We start from the raw sequence: 15,368 nt of genomic DNA on the forward strand, positions 1-15,368 counted from the left end.
CAGATGCAGAACTACCACATCGTACCTACCGACACCGGCTGGGAATTCAAAGAGGAACATGGCGATCGTGCCCTGCTCAAGGCGTCGACCAAGGACGCCATCGTCCACCAGGCGGCGCAATACCTGGATGGCAAGACCGGCAGCGTCAAGATCCACACCAGCGACGGTCGTATCGAGGAAGAGCGTACCTATCCACGCAGTGCGGATCCGGCCCAGTCCAAGGGCTGACGCGTCAGGACCTTGCTGCTGAGCACGGCAGGGTCCTGCTTTGACCGCATCCCCCTCGCCTACCATTCGTAGTGGTGGTATACCGTAAGACCATAACAATCAGAATGGCGGTCAGCGAGGTCAGCATGAATTCATCTCCGCGTTTCTGCTGCCAGTGCGGCAGTGCCGAACTCCTTCGTAGGCGGCCAGCAGGAGATAGCCACGAGCGGCTGCTGTGCGGCGCCTGCGGTCATGTGCTCTACGACAATCCGCGAGTGATCGCAGGCTGCCTGGTGGAGCACGAGGGACGCTACCTGCTCTGCCGCCGGGCCATCGAGCCACGCCGGGGCTACTGGACACTACCAGCAGGCTTCATGGAGAACGACGAGAGCGCCGAGCAGGCCGCGCTGCGGGAGACCTGGGAGGAAAGCGGGGTCAGGGCCCGGATCCTCGCGCCCTACTCCATCTTCAATGCGGCGGGCGTCAATCAGGTCTACCTGATCTTCCGCGCCGAATTGGTCGAAATCGACGCCGAGGCTGGCATTGAAACCCTGGAGCGCCGCTTTTTCGCACCGGACGAGTTGCCCTGGGCCGACCTGGCCTATCCCTCGATTCGCCAGATCCTCGAACGCCGGCTTCAAGAACAGGTACAGGGCCATCATGGTCTCTATTTCGGTACCGCCGAAGCCGGACAGTTGCATACCCTTGGCTGACTTGAGCGGGCCCCGTTGGGCTTCGACGATGGAGCCGTTTCAGCCCAACCTACGGTAAAGGTAGGTTGGGCTGAGCATAGCGAAGCCCAACACATCCAGACTCGGTGCCTCCCGTTGGCCTTCGACGATGGAGCCGTTTCAGCCCAACCTACGTATCTAGCGTAGGTTGGGCTGAGCGTAGCGAAGCCCAACGAACGGGATCAGACGCCCAGGCAGAGGTACTTGATCTCGAGGTATTCCTCGATGCCGTACTTGGAGCCCTCGCGGCCCAGGCCCGAAGCCTTGACGCCACCAAAGGGCGCGACTTCGTTGGAGATCAGGCCGGTGTTGATGCCGACCATGCCGTACTCCAGCGCCTCGGCCACACGGAATACGCGGGACAGGTCGCGGGCATAGAAGTAGGAGGCCAGACCAAATTCGGTGTCGTTGGCCAGCTCGATGACCTCGGCCTCGTCCTTGAAGCGGAACAGCGGCGCCAGCGGGCCGAAGGTCTCTTCCTTGGACACCTTGGCGCTCTTGGGCACGTCGGCGAGGATGGTCGGCTCGAAATAGCTGCCCCCGTTGGCGTGGGCCTTGCCACCGGCGATGACCTTGGCGCCTTGGCTCACGGCGTCGTCGATGTGCTCCTTGACCTTGGCCGCGGCCTTGGCGTCGATCAGCGGGCCGATGGTGACGCCCTCCTCCAGGCCGTTGCCGACCTTGAGCTTGGCCACCGCGGCCTTGAATTTCTCGGCGAAGGCGTCGTACACGCCGTCCTGGATATAGAGGCGGTTGACGCAGACACAGGTCTGGCCGGCGTTGCGGTACTTGGAGGCGATGGCGCCTTCCACGGCCTTGTCCAGATCGGCGTCGTCGAAGACGATGAAGGGCGCATTGCCGCCCAGCTCCAGCGACAGCTTCTTGATGGTGGGGGCGCTCTGCTCCATCAGCTTGGCACCGATCTCGGTGGAGCCGGTAAAGGAAATCTTGCGCACGATGGGACTTTCGGTCAGCTCGGCGCCGATCTCGGCGGCGGAGCCGGTGACCACGCTCAGCACACCCTTGGGAATGCCGGCGCGCTCGGCCAGCTCGACCAGGGCCAGGGCCGAGTACGGGGTCTGGCTGGCGGGCTTGATGACCATGGTGCAGCCCGCGGCCAGGGCCGGGCCGGCCTTGCGGGTGATCATCGCGGTGGGGAAATTCCACGGCGTGATGGCGGCGGTGACGCCGATGGGCTGCTTGATCACCAGGATGCGCTTGTCGGCCTGGTGGCCGGGAATGGTGTCGCCATAGATGCGCTTGGCTTCTTCGGCGAACCACTCGATGAAGGAGGCGGCGTAGACGATCTCGCCCTTGGCCTCGGCCAGTGGCTTGCCCTGCTCCAGGGTCATCAGCCGGCCCAGGTCATCCTGGTTCTCGATCATCAGCTCGTACCAGCGCCGCAGCTTGGCCGAACGCTCCTTGGCGGTCAGCGCACGCCAGGCCGGCAGGGCGCGGTTGGCGGCGTCGATGGCACGTTTGGTCTCGGCGCGGCCGAGCTTGGGAATGGTGCCCAAGGTCTCGCCGGTGGCCGGGTTGTCCACGGTGACGGTGGCACCGCTGTCGGCGTCGATCCAGGCGCCGTCGACATAGGCTTGCTGGCGAAACAGGGAAGCGTCTTGCAACATGGTCTGGATTCCTAGCTAGAGAGTTGAAGGCGATTACGAAGGGCTGCTGCGGTCATTGCGGGGAAGCCGCCTGCAGACGCGCTACCTGGGCCGGTGAGCCCTGATAGGCCAGCCAGAAATACAGCGGGCAGGTCACCAGCAGACCGAACAGCCAGGAGAGGTCGGCGCCTGCCACCAGGTCGGCATAGGGCCCCTTGAACAGCGCCGTGTTGGCGAACGGCAGCTGCACCAGGATGCCGACCGCGTAGGCGGCGATGGCATGGCCGTTGAAGCGACCGTAGCGGCCACCGTCGGCGGCGAACAATGAAGGGATGTGGTAGTCGCCGCGCTTGATCAGATAGAAGTCGATGAGATTGATGGAAGCCCAGGGCACCAGGATCATGGTCATGGCCAGTACCAGGCCGATGAATCTTTCGATGAAATCGGCCGAGGCCATGAGCGCCACGCTGCAGCAGCCCACCAGCACCAGGCTGGACAGCACCACCTTGACCTTGACGCCCGGTGTCCAGCTGGCGGCGAAGGTCTGCACGCAGGTGATGATGGCAAGTACCGCGCCATAGAGGTTGAGGGCGTTGTGGCTGATGATGTTGAGCAGGAACAGCACCATCAGCACCGGGCCCAGCCAGCCGGTGGCCTGGGCCACGGCGGCCATGGCGTCGTTACCGGCCGGCACCGCCAGCACCGCCACCACACCAAAGGAAAAGGCCAGGATGGTGCCCAGGGTGGCGCCCAGGTAGGTCGCCCAGAAGGGTCGTGCGATCCCCACCGCTTCCGGGAGATAGCGCGAATAGTCGCTGGTGTAGGGCGAGAAACTCAGTTGCCAGATCACCCCCAGCGACAGCGTAGCGACGAAACCGCTGGCATTGAGACCGCCCCGGGTCAGGAAGTCCGCGGGCAGCGGCTGGCTCAGCATCATGGCGAAACCCGCCAGCAACCCCGCGCCCATGACCCAGGTACCCCAGCGATTGAGGGTATGGATGCAGCGATAACCGATCACCCCGATGGCCGTGGCGCTCAGGGCGCCGACCACGATGGCCAGCGGCATGGGTACGGCCGGCACCAAGCCTTGGATCGACTTGCCGGCCAGCACCACGTTGGAGGTGAAAAAGCCCACGTAGATCAGCGCGGTGACGCAGACGATCAGCAGGGCGCCATAGCGGCCGAACTGGCCACGACTTTGCACCATCTGCGGAATGCCCAGCCGCGGGCCCTGGGCCGAGGCCAGGGCCAGCACCACCCCGCCGAGCAGATGCCCGAACACGATGGCCACCAGGCCCCAGGCCAGATTCAGGTGGAAGGTCTGGACCACCATGGCGCCGGTGACGATGGGCAACGGCGCGATATTGGTGCTGAACCAGAGGGTGAAGAGATCGCGGCTATGGCCGTGGCGTTCGGCCGAGGCGACGTGATCCACGGTATGGGTTTCGATGGCGACGGCGGAGCGAGGGGCTGCGGACATCCAGGAATTCCATTGTTGTAGTTGTGGAAGACGCCTGCTGGACAGGTCGTCCTGGTAAGCGGAAAGTATTACGGTATACCAGATTACACAACCGCCTTTTACCGGGTGGGTTTGCCATCTGAGCACCGTCGCCAGATCTCGTTACATCTCCGCTTGCCAGCTAACGTATTATGGTATACCAATAAAAACATCGACTGGCTGAGCCGTCGCGTACCGCCAACAAGAGACACCCGAGCCCCGCGCCGAGGTGGAAGACAAGAGGTAGGCTTCTATGAAATTTTCCCTGTTCGTGCACATGGAACGCTGGGACGAAAGCGTCAGCCATCGGCAGCTGTTCGAAGAGCTGACCGAGCTGACCCTGATGGCCGAAGCCGGTGGGTTCTGCACCGTCTGGGTCGGTGAGCATCATGCGATGGAATACACCATTTCCCCCAGCCCCATGCCGATCCTGGCCAACCTCGCAGCTCGCACCTCGACCATCCGCCTGGGCGCCGGCACCTTGATCGCGCCTTTCTGGCATCCCCTGCGTGCAGCCGGTGAATGCGCCCTGCTGGACGTGATCAGCGAAGGCCGCATGGAAGTGGGCCTGGCCCGCGGCGCCTACCAGGTGGAGTTCGATCGCATGGCCGGCGGCCTGCCCGCGACGGCCGGCGGCAAGCACCTGCGCGAACTGGTACCGGCGCTGCGCAAGCTGTGGGAGGGCGACTATGCCCACGACGGCGAAGTCTGGCAGTTCCCCACCTCCACCAGCGTGCCCAAGCCGGTCGGCACCCCGCCGATCTGGATCGCCGCGCGGGATCCGGATTCGCACAATTTCGCCGTGGCCAATGGCTGCAACGTCATGGTCACGCCGCTGATGAAGGGCGATGAGGAAGTGGTCGACCTCAAGCACAAATTCGACAACGCCCTGGCCAACAATCCCGGCGTCGCCCGGCCCAAGCTGATGGTGCTGCGCCACACCCATGTGCACGCCGCCGAGGAGCCCGAAGGCTGGAAGATCGGCGCCCAGGCCATCGGCCGCTTCTACCGCACCTTCGATGCCTGGTTCGGCAACAAGGAAACCCCGGTCAACGGCTTCCTCGCCCCGAGTCCGGAAGAGAAGTTCGCCGGCCGCCCGGAATTCGAGCTGGAGAATATCCGCAAGAACACCATGATCGGCACGCCGGAAGAGGTGATCGCCCGCCTGCGCCACTACGAGGAACTGGGCGTCGACGAGTTCAGCTTCTGGTGCGACAACAGCCTGCCTTTCGCCGAGAAGAAGAAGTCGCTGCAACTGTTCATCGACAAGGTGGCGCCCGCCTTCGCCTGATCCCCGGGTTGCGTAGTGACGCAGCCCTCAACACGCTCAAGTGCGTGGCATACCATCATCCAACAGACATCCCAGGAGTCAGCATGAGTTTTGAAATCCGCAAGGTCGTCACCTATCTCGAAGAAACCCATATCGAAGGGGGCAAGGCCACCGACAAGCCGGTGACCATGGCCGGCGTCGCCGTGGTGATCCGCAACCCCTGGGCCGGCCAGGGCTTCGTCGAAGACCTCAAGCCCGAGATCAAGGCCCACTGCTCCGACCTGGGCGCCTTCATCGTCGAGCGCCTGACCCGCGCCATCGGCGGCGCCGAACGCATCGAGGCCTATGGCAAGGCGGCCGTGGTCGGCGCCGACGGCGAGATCGAACACGCCTCGGCGGTGATCCATACCCTGCGATTCGGTAACCACTACCGCGAGGCGGTCCAGGCCAAGAGCTACCTGAGCTTCACCAACAAGCGCGGCGCACCGGGTACTTCCATCCAGATCCCCATGATGCACAAGGATGACGAGGGCCTGAGATCCCACTACATCACCCTGGAAATGCGCATCGAGGATGCCCCGCGGGCCGACGAGATCGTGGTGGTGCTGGGCGCTGCCGATGGTGGCCGCCTGCATCCGCGCATCGGCAACCGCTACATCGACCTCGAGGAACTCGCGGCTGAAAAGGCGCGCTGAGGAGAACCCGCGAATGATCCGGTCTACAGACGCCAAGACCCCCGCCGGCACCGCCTACCGCATCGCCGGCGATGGCAGCCCCCTCGTCCTGATCCACGGGGTGGGGCTCAGCAAGGACATGTGGGGCGGTCAACTCGCGGGGCTCGCACCACGCTACCAGGTGATCGCCTATGACATGCTCGGCCATGGCGAGAGCCAGCGCCCGGCGGCGCAGGCGACGCTCGACGACTATGCCGCGCAGCTCACCGAACTGCTCGATCACCTGGCGCTGGAAACGGCCGTGGTGGTCGGCTTCTCCATGGGCGGCCTGATCGCCCGGGCCTTCGCCCTGAGCTATCCGCAGCGGCTGGACGCGCTGGTGATCCTCAACAGCGTGTTCAATCGCTCGGTGGAGCAACGCAGCGGAGTTCTGGAGCGGAGCCGCCAGGCCGAACTCGAAGGCCCCGACGCCAATCTCGATAGCGCCCTGGCCCGCTGGTTCAGCCGCGAGTATCAAGGCGCCAACCCGGCGCAGATCCAGGCGCTGCGTCAAGCCTTCGCCAACAACGACCCCCAGGGCTATCTGACCACCTACACCCTGTTCGCCACCCAGGACCGCTACGGTGCCGAGCGGCTGGACAGCCTCCAGGTACCCACCCTGGTGGCTACTGGCGAGCTGGACAGCGGCTCGACCCCGGAGATGGCGCGCCAGCTGGCCGCACGGATTCCGCGCGCGCGCACTGCCGTGCTGGCCGACCAGCGCCATATGATGCCGGTCGAGTCACCCAAGCTGGTCAACGCCCTGCTGCTGGACTTCCTCGACGACGTCCTGGCCAAGGCCCCTTCCACTTCCATCAAGGGATACGTGGCATGACCCTGCAACGTTTTCAGATGTGCATCGACGGCGAATGGACCGCAGCCCAGTCCGGCCGTACCTTCGCCAGTCTCGATCCGGCCACTGCGACCGCCTGGGCGGAATTGCCCGACGCCGATGCCGACGACGTCGACCGCGCCGTCCAGGCCGCCCAGCGAGCCTTCGAGGCGCCGGCCTGGCGTGGCCTGACCGCCAGCGCCCGCGGCAAGCTCTTGCGCCGGCTGGGCGATCTCATCGCCGCCAATAAGGAGGCCCTGGCCCAGCTGGAAAGCCGCGACAACGGCAAGCTGATCCGCGAGACCCGCGGCCAGGTCGGCTACCTGCCGGAATTCTTCCACTACACGGCGGGCCTCGCCGACAAGATCGAAGGCGGCACCCTGCCCCTCGACAAGACCGACCTCTTCGCCTACACGGTGCATGAACCCCTGGGCGTGATCGCCGGCATCGTGCCCTGGAACAGCCCGCTGTACCTGACCGCCATCAAGGTCGCCCCGGCCCTGGCTGCTGGCAACACCGTGGTGATCAAGCCGTCCGAGCACGCCTCGGCCACCATCCTGGAGCTGGCGCGACTGGCCCTCGAAGCCGGCATTCCTCCCGGCGTGTTCAACGTGGTGACCGGCTATGGTCCGGGCGCCGGCGCGGCCCTCACCCGCCATCCGCTGGTGCGCAAGATCGCCTTTACCGGTGGCGCCGCCACGGCCCGCCACGTGGTCCGCGCCAGTGCCGAGAACTTCGCCAAGCTGAGCCTGGAGCTGGGCGGCAAGTCGCCCAACATCATCTTCGCCGACGCCGACCTCGATAGCGCGATCAACGGCGCGGTGGCCGGTATCTATGCCGCCTCCGGGCAGAGTTGCGTGGCCGGCTCGCGGCTGCTGGTGCAGGACGAGATCTACGACGAATTCGTGACCCGGCTGGTGGAGCGCGCCCAGCGCATCCGCATCGGCAATCCCCAGGACGATGCCAGCGAGATGGGCCCGATGGCCACCGAGCAGCAGCTCGCCATCGTCGAGCAGCTGGTAGAAGCGGCCCTGGCCGAAGGCGCGACTCTACGCCTGGGCGGCAAGCGACCCGACACCGGCAGCGCCGGCTGGTACTACGAACCCACCCTGCTGGAATGCGACCGCCACTCGCTGCGCATCATGCAGGAGGAAGTCTTCGGCCCGGTGGCCGCGGTGATCCGCTTCAAGGACGAGGCCGAGGCCCTGCGCCTGGCCAACGACAGCGAGCTGGGCCTCGCCGCGGGCATCTGGACCCGCGACCTGGGCCGTGCCCATCGCCTGGCGCGGGACATCCGCTCCGGCATCATCTGGGTCAACACCTATCGCGCGGTCTCGGCCATGGCGCCGATCGGCGGTTTCAAGAACAGCGGCTACGGCCGCGAGAGTGGCATCGACTCGGTTCTGGCCTATACCGAAACCAAAACGGTATGGATCAATCTGTCCCAGGCGCCGATGCCCGATCCCTTTGTAATGCGTTAAACGAGGTTGGCAGTCATGATCGATCCCGCAATCTACAAGCAAGTGATGGGCGCCTTTCCGTCCGGCGTCACCGTGGTCACCACCCTGGATGCCGAAGGCAACCTCGCCGGCCTGACCGCCAGTGCCTTCAGCGCCCTGTCGCTGGATCCGGCGCTGGTGCTCTTCTGTCCCAACTACAGCTCCGACACCTACCCCCTGCTGCGTGACGGCAAGGGTTTCGCCATCCACCTGCTGAGCGCCGAACAGCAGCGTATCGCCTATGCCTTCGCCAGCAAGGGCAAGGACAAGACCCAGGGCATCGAATGGACGCGCAGCGCCCTGGGCAATCCGCTGCTGGCCGATGCCACGGCGGTGATCGAGTGCGAGCTGTGGCGCGAGTACGACGGGGGCGACCACGCCATCATCGTCGGGGCGGTGAAGAATCTGATCGTGCCGGACCAGGAGGTGATCCCGATGCTCTATCACCGGGGCCGCATGGGCGCCGCACCGATCTATGCCTGAGCGGACGGGCCCATGAACGCCTGCAGGGGGCATGCTAGACTTGCTCTCTTCCGCCCTGGCGAGCACGCAGGCCCCACGTAGTCGCGTGCCTCGTCGTCGCCTGTAGAACCGGTCCGCCAGAGAGCCCCATGAGACGCGCGCAACTAGACGACAGCTTCAAGATCACCCGCAGCCCGGTCACCCTGCGTGAAATGGTGTGCAATCGCCTGCGCCAGGCGATCCTGAACTTCCAGTTGCTGCCGGGCGACCGCCTGGTGGAGCGCGATCTCTGCGACCGCCTGGGTGTGAGCCGCACCTCGGTGCGCGAAGCCCTGCGTCATCTCGAATCCGAAGGCCTGGTGGAATTCGCCGATGCCCGTGGGCCGCGCGTCGCCATCATCACCCTGGAGGATGCCTGCGACCTCTATGAGCTGCGCTGCGTGCTGGAAGGCCTGATCGTGCAACTCTTCACCTTGCGCGCCGGCCCCCGTGAAATCGAGGCGCTGGAACAGGCCCTCGAGGAGAACCGCAAGGCCCTGGAGGGCGCCGAACTGCCAGAGGTCATCGAGACCGTGCAGAATTTCTATAACGTGCTCATGGAGGGCTGCGGCAATCGCGTCGCCGCCACCCAGCTGCGCCAGCTGCAGGCGCGGGTGAGCTACCTGAGGGCCACCTCGGTGTCCCAGGCCAATCGCCGTCAGGCGAGCAACGCGGAGATGGAGCGCATGGTCGCCGCCATCCGCAGTGGCGATGCCCTGGCCGCCCACCAGGCGTCGGTCGATCACGTCCGTGCCGCCGCCCAGGTCGCCCTCGACTACCTGCAGCGGCAACAGGAGCACCAGGGCGAACAGGCCCGTGAGCTGTTCATTCCCCGCGTCCAGGACGAGCCGCGCATCGAGCGCTAGCCGTCTTCGGCCAGACGCGGCAGTGCCGTGCCTGGCCGCCTGTCTCATAGTCCTTCGACGATGAAGATCTCGGCCCGCGCCGCCGTCTGCCGGTGCCCGCAGGCGTCCTGATACTCCGCCGAGCGATAGCAGGCCAGGGCCTGTTCGTAGGAATCGAACTCGATCACGACCCGGCGCGTCGCCCAGCCCTCTCCCTCCAGCTGCTCAGCGCGTCCGCCCCGCGCGAGGAAGCGTCCGCCATAGCGGGCGAAGGCCGCAGGGGCGCGCTCCGTATAGCCGCGATAAGCCTCGGGATCGGTCACATCGACCTCTGCAATCCAATAACCTTTCATGGCGCTTTGCCTCTTTCGCTACGTTTTGTCTCATGGTATACCAGATTACAGAACAATCCAGAACCCTGAGAGGTAGCCGTGGCCATCCATCCCATCGAAGCGATCATCGAGGATTTCCGTGCCGGCAAGATGGTCATCCTGGTCGATGACGAAGACCGCGAGAACGAAGGTGACATCCTGCTCGCCGCCGATGCCTGCACCCCTGCCGCGATCAGCTTCATGGCCCGCGAAGCCCGCGGCCTGATCTGCCTGACGCTGACCGAGGAACGCTGCCGCCAGCTCAACCTGATGCAGATGGTCAGTGACAACGGCACCGTCCACGGCACCGCCTTCACCGTGTCCATCGAAGCCGCTACCGGCGTCACTACCGGCATCTCGGCCGCCGACCGGGCGCGCACCATCGAAGCCGCGGTGGCACCGGATGCCACCGCGCGGGACCTGGTCCAGCCCGGCCACATCTTTCCGCTACGTGCCCGCGACGGCGGCGTGCTGACCCGTGCCGGCCATACCGAGGCCGGTTGCGACCTGGCGCGCCTGGCCGGTCGCAACCCTTCCGCCGTCATCGTCGAGGTGATGAACGACGACGGCAGCATGGCCCGGCGTCCGGATCTGGAGCGTTTCGGCGAACGCCACGGCATCAAGCTGGGCACCATCGCCGACCTCATCCACTACCGACTGCGCCACGAACACACCGTCATTCGCATCGGCGAGAGCGAATTGCCCACCGTGCACGGCACCTTCCGCCTGCTGACCTACGAGGACCGCATCGAAGGCGGTGTACACCTGGCCATGGTGATGGGCGACATCGACCGCGAGACGCCTACCCTGGTTCGCGTCCATGCCCTGGATCCCCTGCGCGACCTGGTCGGTGCCGAATACAGCGGGCCGCCGAGCTGGACCCTGTGGGCTGCCCTGGAACGCGTCGCCCGGGAAGGCCACGGCATCGTGGTGGTGCTGGCCAACCACGAATCTTCCCAGGCGCTGCTGGCCCGGGTGCCCTCGCTGACCCAGCCCAAGCGGCTGTTCGAACGCTCCCAGTCGCGCATCTATGCCGAGGTAGGCACCGGTGCGCAGATCCTGCAGGACCTGGGCGTCGGGCGCATCCGTCACCTGGGTCTGCCCCTGCGCTACGCCGGCCTGACCGGGTACGAACTGGAGATCGTCGAAACCCTGCCTTTTCCTGGCTGAAGCCCTTTCCAGAGGCCTCTGGAAGGCTTGCAAAAAGTTTGGAATACCATAATATCGAATGACAAAACGGCCCATTCGACAGGGTCGACAGCTCTACTTCGAGGTGCCGCTATCCGCCTCGAATCGCACGACTCCTACAAGGCCGCGACACCTCTGCCGCGCCGATCCAATAACAAAAGAGGGCGTCACGATGTTGCTGAAGCTTAAAGTCGTCTCTGTGGTCGCTGCCGGCCTGTTGACTACGCTGGCCCTTCCGGCCCAGGCGGAAAGTCTCAACTTCACCAGCTGGGGCGGTACCACCCAGGACGCCCAGAAGCAGGCCTGGGCCGAACCCTTCACCCAGCAGACCGGCATCCAGGTAGTGCAGGACGGCCCCACCGACTACGGCAAGCTCCAGGCCATGGTGCAGAGCGGCAACGTCCAGTGGGACGTGGTCGACGTGGAAGCCGATTTCGCCCTGCGCGCCGCCCAGCAGGGCCTGCTCGAACCCCTGGATTTCAAGACCATCGATCGCAACAAGATCGACCCGCGCTTCGTCAATGACCATGCGGTGGGCTCCTTCTTCTTCTCCTTCGTGCTCGGCTACAACCAGGGCAAGCTCGGCAGCAAGCAGCCGCAGGACTGGTCGGCGCTGTTCGATACCACCACCTACCCCGGCAAGCGCGCGCTCTACAAATGGCCGAGCCCCGGCGTTTTGGAGCTGGCCCTGCTGGCCGACGGCGTGCCCAAGGACAAGCTCTATCCCCTGGATCTGGATCGGGCCTTCAAGAAGCTCGACACCATCAAGAAGAACATCGTCTGGTGGGGCGGCGGTGCCCAGTCCCAGCAGTTGCTCGCCTCCGGCGAAGCGACCCTGGGACAATTCTGGAACGGTCGCGTCCATGCCCTGCAGCAGGACGGCGCGCCAGTAGGCGTGAGCTGGAAGCAGAACCTGGTCATGGCCGACATGCTAGTGGTGCCCAAGGGCGCCAAGAACAAGGACGCCGCGATGAAATTCCTCGCCGAGGCCAGCAGCCCTCGCGGCCAGGCGGATTTTGCCAATCTCACCGCCTATGCGCCGGTCAACGTCGACAGCATCGCCAAGCTGACCCCGGACCTGGCCAAGAATCTGCCCACCGCCTATGGCAGTGAGCAGGTCACCCTGGACTTCGCCTACTGGGCCCAGCACGGTGGCGAGATCGCCAGCCGCTGGAACGAATGGCTGGTGAAATGACATGTCTGCCTCCAGCTCCAGCCGGGCGGTGCTCGGCACTGCCAAGGACCGCCGTGCGCTGAACGATCCGGCGCGGACCCGGGGTGAACGCGCCGTCCGCTGGAAGGGCGCGAGTCACCTCGTCCCTGCCCTGCTGTTCCTCGGCCTGTTCTTCCTGGTCCCGTTGATCGGCCTGCTGCTGCGCGGCGTCCTCGAACCCACGCCGGGCCTGGGCAACTACCAGACCCTGTTCGCCAATGGGGCCTATGCCCAGGTGCTGCTCAACACCTTTGGCGTCGCTGCCCTGGTGACCCTGTTCAGCGTGCTGATCGGCTTTCCGCTGGCCTGGACCATCACCCTGATGCCCCGCGGCTGGGGCCGGGTGCTGTTCAACATCGTGCTGCTGTCGATGTGGACCAGCCTGCTGGCCCGTACCTACGCCTGGCTGGTGCTCTTGCAGGGCTCGGGGGTGATCAACAAGTTGCTCATGGCGATGGGTCTGATCGACGAACCCCTGGCGCTGGTCAATAACCTCACCGGGGTGGTGATCGGCATGACCTACATCATGATTCCCTTCATCGTGCTGCCGCTGCAGGCGACGCTACAGGCCATGGACCCCATGGTGCTGCAGGCCGGCGCCATCTGCGGCGCCAGCCCCTGGACCAATTTCCGCAAGGTGTTCCTGCCCATGTGCCGCTCGGGCCTGGGCTCTGGCGCGCTTATGGTATTCGTCATGTCGCTCGGCTACTACGTTACCCCGGCGCTGCTGGGCGGAGCGCAGAACATGATGCTGCCGGAGTTCATCATCCAGCAGGTGCAGTCCTTCCTCAACTGGGGCCTGGCCAGCGCCGCCGCGGCCTTGCTGATCGTCATCGCCCTGGTGCTGTTCGCCCTCTATCTCAGGTTGCAACCGGAATCCCCGGTCGACCCCCAGAACGCGAGGTAACCCCATGCTGCTGACTCCCAGTGCCCTCGGCTGGCGGCTGCGCGGTGGCCTGCTGCTGATCACCGGCGCCATCGCCGCGGTGCTCCTGCTGCCCATCGTCTTCATCGTGCTGCTGTCGTTCGGCTCGTCCCAATGGCTGGTCTTTCCGCCGCCCGGCTGGACGCTCAAGTGGTACCAGCAATTCTTCGCCAACCCGGAGTGGATGCAGGCGGCCCTGGCGAGCCTCAAGGTGGCGCTGCTGACCACCCTGGTTTCGGTAGCCCTGGCGGTGCCTTGCGCCTTCGCCCTGGTGCGCGGCAAGTTTCCCGGGCGCAAGACGCTCTATGCGGTCTTCACCCTGCCGATGATCGTGCCACTGGTGGTGATCGCCGTGGCCATCTATGCCCTGTTCCTGCGCCTGGGCTACACCGGCACCCTACTGGCCTTCGTGGTCAGCCACGTGATCGTCGCCCTGCCCTTCGCCCTGATCGCTGTCATCAACTCGCTCAAGCTGTTCGATCAGTCCATCGAGGATGCCGCGGTGATCTGCGGCGCCTCGCGCCTGCAGGCCATCTACCGGGTGACCCTGCCGGGGATCTGGCCGGGGGTGTTCGCCGGCGCCCTGTTCGCCTTCCTGGTGTCTTGGGACGAGGTGGTGCTGAGCGTGATGATGGCCAGCCCCAACCTGCAGACCCTGCCGGTGAAGATGTGGGCGACGCTGCGCCAGGACCTGACACCGGTGATCGCCGTGGCCTCCACGGTGCTGATCGGCCTTTCCCTGCTGGTGATGCTCGCGGCTGCCCTGCTGCGCCGCCGCCAACCCCTTTCCCGCTGAGCTCCCGGAGCCTGCCATGAGCGCCGTACTCCAGAACAACGCCCCCGCGGCCCCGCTGGTCCGCCTGCAGAACCTGAACAAGCACTACGGCGATTTCACCGCCGTGGATGATCTCTCGCTGGACATCCAGGAGGGCGAGTTCCTCACCTTCCTCGGCTCCAGCGGCTCCGGCAAGTCCACCACCCTGTCGATGCTGGCGGGCTTCGAGACGCCCAGTTCCGGCGCCATCAGCGTGGCTGGCCGCTCGCTGCTGAGGGTCCCACCGCACCAGCGCGACATCGGCATGGTGTTCCAGCGCTATTCGCTGTTTCCGCACCTGTCGGTGCGCGACAACATCGGCTTCCCCCTGGATATCCGCAAGATCGGCGCCGCCGAGCGCAACCAGAAGGTCGACGCCATGCTGCGCCTGGTGCAGCTCGAAGCCTTCGCCCATCGGCGTCCCGCGCAACTCTCCGGCGGCCAGCAGCAGCGAGTGGCCATCGCCCGGGCGCTGGTCTACGAACCACGCATCCTGCTGATGGACGAACCCCTGGGCGCGCTGGACAAGAAGCTGCGTGAAGACCTGCAGGACGAGCTGCGCCAGCTGCACCGTCGCCTCGGCATCACCATCGTCTACGTGACCCATGACCAGGAGGAGGCGCTGCGGCTATCCCAGCGCATCGCCATCTTCAGCCACGGGCGCATCGTCGGCCTGGGCAGTGGCTACGACCTCTACCAGAATCCGCCGAACGCCTTCGTCGCCGCCTTTCTCGGCAACTCCAATTTCCTGCGCGTGACCGCGCGGGCCCAGGCGCACTGCGCGTTCGAGGGCCAGGAACTGGCGATGCGGCCCACCGCCAGCGTCAGACCGAACCAGGAACTGCTCCTGATGCTGCGCCCGGAAAAGCTACAGCTGCTGACCACCGAGCAGGCGGCGACCCTGCCCATGCCGGCGGGCTGGAACGAGATCCCGGCCCAGGTGGGCGAGGCCCTCTTCCTCGGGGAAAGCCAGAGCTGCGTACTGCAGACCGCGGGCGGCGCCCAGCTGATGGTCAAGTCTCTGGCCCACACCCAGGGCCTGCAACCTGGCCAGGTGGTGCGCCTGCGCTGGGCCGCCAGCGACGCTTGCGTCTACACCGAGTGGAACGACGCCGACCTGACCAAAGCCGCCGCCCACTGAGGCCGGAGAGCGG

Annotated in this window: 16 protein-coding genes; 13 read left to right on the plus strand and 3 right to left on the minus strand. The window is 65.5% G+C overall.

Going from position 1 to position 15,368, the window contains the following annotated elements; genetic code table 11:
* Window positions 1–3 precede the first annotated feature (3 nt).
* Both APT59_RS11890 and APT59_RS11895 read left to right on the plus strand, forming a co-directional pair.
* Window positions 4–228: a DUF2188 domain-containing protein gene (locus tag APT59_RS11890; RefSeq protein ID WP_059315031.1), complete on the plus strand. Its 225-nt coding sequence runs from the start codon at window positions 4–6 to the stop codon at window positions 226–228.
* 125 nt (window positions 229–353) lie between these two features.
* Window positions 354–920: an NUDIX hydrolase gene (locus APT59_RS11895; protein WP_059316888.1), complete on the plus strand. Its 567-nt coding sequence runs from the start codon at window positions 354–356 to the stop codon at window positions 918–920.
* 200 nt (window positions 921–1,120) lie between these two features.
* Here APT59_RS11895 and gabD read toward each other — a convergent pair whose 3' ends face one another.
* The gene (gabD, locus tag APT59_RS11900; protein ID WP_059315032.1) at window positions 1,121–2,566 is read right to left on the minus strand and encodes an NADP-dependent succinate-semialdehyde dehydrogenase; all 1,446 of its coding nucleotides are present in this window, start codon (window positions 2,564–2,566) and stop codon (window positions 1,121–1,123) included.
* Between the two features lie 52 nt (window positions 2,567–2,618).
* Window positions 2,619–4,025 (minus strand): purine-cytosine permease family protein, encoded by a 1,407-nt coding sequence (locus APT59_RS11905; protein ID WP_059315033.1) that lies wholly within the window; start codon window positions 4,023–4,025, stop codon window positions 2,619–2,621.
* Between the two features lie 271 nt (window positions 4,026–4,296).
* Between APT59_RS11905 and APT59_RS11910 the strand changes: the two genes are divergently transcribed.
* The 6 genes from APT59_RS11910 to APT59_RS11935 all read left to right on the plus strand — a co-directional run bounded on the left by APT59_RS11910 (window position 4,297) and on the right by APT59_RS11935 (window position 9,724).
* Window positions 4,297–5,334: an LLM class flavin-dependent oxidoreductase gene (locus APT59_RS11910; RefSeq protein ID WP_059315034.1), complete on the plus strand. Its 1,038-nt coding sequence runs from the start codon at window positions 4,297–4,299 to the stop codon at window positions 5,332–5,334.
* 83 nt (window positions 5,335–5,417) lie between these two features.
* Complete coding sequence (locus APT59_RS11915) at window positions 5,418–6,008, plus strand: amino acid synthesis family protein (protein ID WP_059315035.1); 591 nt, start codon at window positions 5,418–5,420, stop codon at window positions 6,006–6,008.
* Between the two features lie 13 nt (window positions 6,009–6,021).
* Window positions 6,022–6,861: an alpha/beta fold hydrolase gene (locus APT59_RS11920; RefSeq protein ID WP_059315036.1), complete on the plus strand. Its 840-nt coding sequence runs from the start codon at window positions 6,022–6,024 to the stop codon at window positions 6,859–6,861.
* A complete protein-coding gene (locus APT59_RS11925) occupies window positions 6,858–8,339 on the plus strand; it encodes an aldehyde dehydrogenase (RefSeq protein WP_059315037.1) in 1,482 nt (493 codons plus the stop codon). The genes APT59_RS11920 and APT59_RS11925 overlap by 4 nt, the downstream gene beginning before the upstream one ends.
* Window positions 8,340–8,354: 15 nt before the next feature.
* Window positions 8,355–8,840: a flavin reductase family protein gene (locus tag APT59_RS11930; protein ID WP_059315038.1), complete on the plus strand. Its 486-nt coding sequence runs from the start codon at window positions 8,355–8,357 to the stop codon at window positions 8,838–8,840.
* 128 nt (window positions 8,841–8,968) lie between these two features.
* Window positions 8,969–9,724, plus strand: coding sequence for a GntR family transcriptional regulator (locus tag APT59_RS11935; protein WP_059315039.1), 756 nt, complete (start codon window positions 8,969–8,971; stop codon window positions 9,722–9,724).
* 44 nt (window positions 9,725–9,768) lie between these two features.
* On the opposite strand, the gene APT59_RS11940 is transcribed toward APT59_RS11935, so the two are convergent.
* Window positions 9,769–10,056: a DUF1330 domain-containing protein gene (locus APT59_RS11940; protein ID WP_059315040.1), complete on the minus strand. Its 288-nt coding sequence runs from the start codon at window positions 10,054–10,056 to the stop codon at window positions 9,769–9,771.
* A 78-nt stretch (window positions 10,057–10,134) separates the two neighbouring features.
* Here APT59_RS11940 and ribBA point away from each other — a divergent pair, with 78 nt between their 5' ends.
* From ribBA to APT59_RS11965, 5 genes are all read left to right on the plus strand, one after another.
* Entirely contained in the window at window positions 10,135–11,244 is a 1,110-nt protein-coding gene (gene ribBA, locus APT59_RS11945) for a bifunctional 3,4-dihydroxy-2-butanone-4-phosphate synthase/GTP cyclohydrolase II (protein WP_059315041.1), read from the plus strand.
* A gap of 190 nt (window positions 11,245–11,434) precedes the next feature.
* Complete coding sequence (locus tag APT59_RS11950; protein WP_059315042.1) at window positions 11,435–12,457, plus strand: ABC transporter substrate-binding protein; 1,023 nt, start codon at window positions 11,435–11,437, stop codon at window positions 12,455–12,457.
* 1 nt (window position 12,458) lies between these two features.
* The gene (locus APT59_RS11955) at window positions 12,459–13,382 is read left to right on the plus strand and encodes an ABC transporter permease (protein ID WP_082696340.1); all 924 of its coding nucleotides are present in this window, start codon (window positions 12,459–12,461) and stop codon (window positions 13,380–13,382) included.
* Window positions 13,383–13,386: 4 nt separating this feature from the next.
* Window positions 13,387–14,196 (plus strand): ABC transporter permease, encoded by an 810-nt coding sequence (locus APT59_RS11960; RefSeq protein ID WP_059315043.1) that lies wholly within the window; start codon window positions 13,387–13,389, stop codon window positions 14,194–14,196.
* Between the two features lie 16 nt (window positions 14,197–14,212).
* Entirely contained in the window at window positions 14,213–15,355 is a 1,143-nt protein-coding gene (locus APT59_RS11965; RefSeq protein ID WP_059315044.1) for an ABC transporter ATP-binding protein, read from the plus strand.
* The last annotated feature ends 13 nt before the right edge of the window (window positions 15,356–15,368 follow it).

The organism is Pseudomonas oryzihabitans, from assembly GCF_001518815.1.
GTDB lineage: Bacteria > Pseudomonadota > Gammaproteobacteria > Pseudomonadales > Pseudomonadaceae > Chryseomonas > Chryseomonas oryzihabitans_E.

Bases quoted from the DNA above. Each gene is read 5' to 3' on its own strand.
- APT59_RS11930 (WP_059315038.1), top strand. From the start codon at position 8,355: ATGATCGATCCCGCAATCTACAAGCAAGTGATGGGCGCCTTTCCGTCC.
- APT59_RS11910 (WP_059315034.1), top strand. From the start codon at position 4,297: ATGAAATTTTCCCTGTTCGTGCACATGGAACGCTGGGACGAAAGCGTC.
- APT59_RS11895 (WP_059316888.1), top strand. From the start codon at position 354: ATGAATTCATCTCCGCGTTTCTGCTGCCAGTGCGGCAGTGCCGAACTC.
- APT59_RS11920 (WP_059315036.1), top strand. From the start codon at position 6,022: ATGATCCGGTCTACAGACGCCAAGACCCCCGCCGGCACCGCCTACCGC.
- APT59_RS11940 (WP_059315040.1), bottom strand. From the start codon at position 10,056: ATGAAAGGTTATTGGATTGCAGAGGTCGATGTGACCGATCCCGAGGCT.
- APT59_RS11935 (WP_059315039.1), top strand. From the start codon at position 8,969: ATGAGACGCGCGCAACTAGACGACAGCTTCAAGATCACCCGCAGCCCG.
- APT59_RS11965 (WP_059315044.1), top strand. From the start codon at position 14,213: ATGAGCGCCGTACTCCAGAACAACGCCCCCGCGGCCCCGCTGGTCCGC.
- APT59_RS11905 (WP_059315033.1), bottom strand. From the start codon at position 4,025: ATGTCCGCAGCCCCTCGCTCCGCCGTCGCCATCGAAACCCATACCGTG.
- gabD (WP_059315032.1), bottom strand. From the start codon at position 2,566: ATGTTGCAAGACGCTTCCCTGTTTCGCCAGCAAGCCTATGTCGACGGC.
- APT59_RS11955 (WP_082696340.1), top strand. From the start codon at position 12,459: ATGTCTGCCTCCAGCTCCAGCCGGGCGGTGCTCGGCACTGCCAAGGAC.
- APT59_RS11950 (WP_059315042.1), top strand. From the start codon at position 11,435: ATGTTGCTGAAGCTTAAAGTCGTCTCTGTGGTCGCTGCCGGCCTGTTG.
- APT59_RS11890 (WP_059315031.1), top strand. From the start codon at position 4: ATGCAGAACTACCACATCGTACCTACCGACACCGGCTGGGAATTCAAA.
- APT59_RS11925 (WP_059315037.1), top strand. From the start codon at position 6,858: ATGACCCTGCAACGTTTTCAGATGTGCATCGACGGCGAATGGACCGCA.
- APT59_RS11960 (WP_059315043.1), top strand. From the start codon at position 13,387: ATGCTGCTGACTCCCAGTGCCCTCGGCTGGCGGCTGCGCGGTGGCCTG.
- APT59_RS11915 (WP_059315035.1), top strand. From the start codon at position 5,418: ATGAGTTTTGAAATCCGCAAGGTCGTCACCTATCTCGAAGAAACCCAT.